The sequence below is a fragment of the Streptomyces sp. NPDC002690 genome (assembly GCF_053592415.1).
Genome location: NZ_JBSFVR010000696.1, coordinates 1 through 1,597, shown reverse-complemented (window position 1 = coordinate 1,597; position 1,597 = coordinate 1). Strand labels below are relative to the sequence as shown.

At 71.6% G+C, this 1,597-nt stretch carries 1 protein-coding gene and 1 pseudogene; one reads left to right on the top strand and one right to left on the bottom strand.

All coding sequences use genetic code 11. The features are described from left to right. Positions 1–224: pseudogene (locus ACWD3D_RS36795) on the top strand (hypothetical protein); the annotation flags it as partial. Here ACWD3D_RS36795 and ACWD3D_RS36790 read toward each other — a convergent pair. Beyond that, positions 184–1,597 (bottom strand): glycosyltransferase family 2 protein (locus ACWD3D_RS36790; RefSeq protein WP_451464984.1); only part of this gene is annotated, 1,414 nt, incomplete at its 5' end. The pseudogene ACWD3D_RS36795 and the gene ACWD3D_RS36790 sit on opposite strands and share 41 nt — an antisense overlap.

The window sequence follows — 1,597 nt, the reverse complement described above, 5'->3', positions numbered from 1 at the left end:
TGGACGCGCGTCTCGGCGGGGTGCAGATGCACGGGGCGGTACTGGAACGCGTGCTGGTGCGCGGCGGGAAGATCGACTATCTGAACCTGCGCGGGCCCGCTTCCGTGCGGCCCGCACCCGCGTTCGCGCCGCACGGGGGTTCCCCGCCCAGTCGCCAGCCGCTCGACCTTCTGTCGCCCGCCCTCATGTCGCGCTCCTCGACCAGATCCCGCGCCGGACGGTGAGCAGGGAGTACGGGAGCAGCCAGGCCAGGACCACCGAGGAGAACAGGCTCATCAGGGGGCGGTACCTCCAACGGGTGTCGCCGGGGTGGTCGATCCGGTAGGCGAGGCCCCAGACACAGCCCTTGAGCAGTACCCCGCAGACGTAGAGGAGGGTGAGGAGGTACGCGCCGTGGAGCGGGGCCCAGACCAGGTGGCGGACGGCCATCAGCGGGGCGGCGAGCACCCAGAGCACGTGCCCGTAGAACAGGACGGCCGGTCCGGGGCCCCGGCGCCACATGAAGGAGCCGGTGAAGAAGAGGTTGCGGATGAAGCTCTTCTTCCAGCGGACCTGCTGGCGCATCAACGGGACGAGCCGGGCCGGGACGTTGGTACGGACGAGCGCCGACCGGACGTAACCGACCTGCCAGCGGCGTTCGGGGTGGTCCTCGCCGGACACGAACGGGGAGTCCCGGTAGCGGTCCTTGAGGGCTCTGCCGATCCACGCCTGCCCGAGGACGTACCCGGTCAGCTGACGGTCGGTGGCGAAGCGGAAGGGCGCGCCCAGGAAGCGGTCACCGGCCCAGGCGGGGAGGTAGTTGTGGATCGCGTCCCGGCGGAAGACCGCGAGCGGGCCGGAGACGCAGGACACCGAACCGAAGGCGGACTCCGCCGCCTTGGAGATCCTGAACTGACCTTCGTACCAAGTGTCCTGAATGCTCGTCAGCAGTGTCGCACCGGCGTTCAGGGCCCGACAGTGGCCACTCACGGCACCGAGGCGCGGGTGGCGGGCCAGGGCGTCCACGCAGCGGCGGAGCGCGTCGGGCGCGAGGACGCAGTCGGAGTCGGTGAACGCGACGATCTCCGCGTCCACCCGCTCGCACGCGGCGACCAGGGCGTGCTTCTTCCCGACGTTCTCGTCCAACAGCATGACGGTGATGCCGAGTTCGTCCCGCAGCCGGACCAGGATGTCGCGCGTGCCGTCGGTGGAGAAGTCGTCCACCACGATGATCCGCACCCGCGGGCAGTCCGAGGCCGCCATGGAGCGGACGCACTCCTCGATGGCGTCGGCCTCGTCCTTCACCGCCAGCAGGAAGTCGACGCGCGGCCGGGCGGGGAGCGGCGGGAAGCCGTCGTCGGGCCCTCGGGAGCCGGGGGTCGTCGAGGGGTCCTCGTAGCGGCTGTACGCGACGTACAGCAGGGTGATCGTGCCCGCCAGGACCACCAGGCCGTACGCCAACGCCGTGTTCAGGTGCGGCAGTCGCAGCGCCTCGTGGGCCAGGACGACGATCAGGGGCATCAGGCAGAGCAGCACCAGCAGCCGGCGCAGCCCGCGCCGGGTCGCGGGGGCGGCCCCGGCGAACCGCCGGGCGAGCGGGCGTGACCTTCGGCCCGGG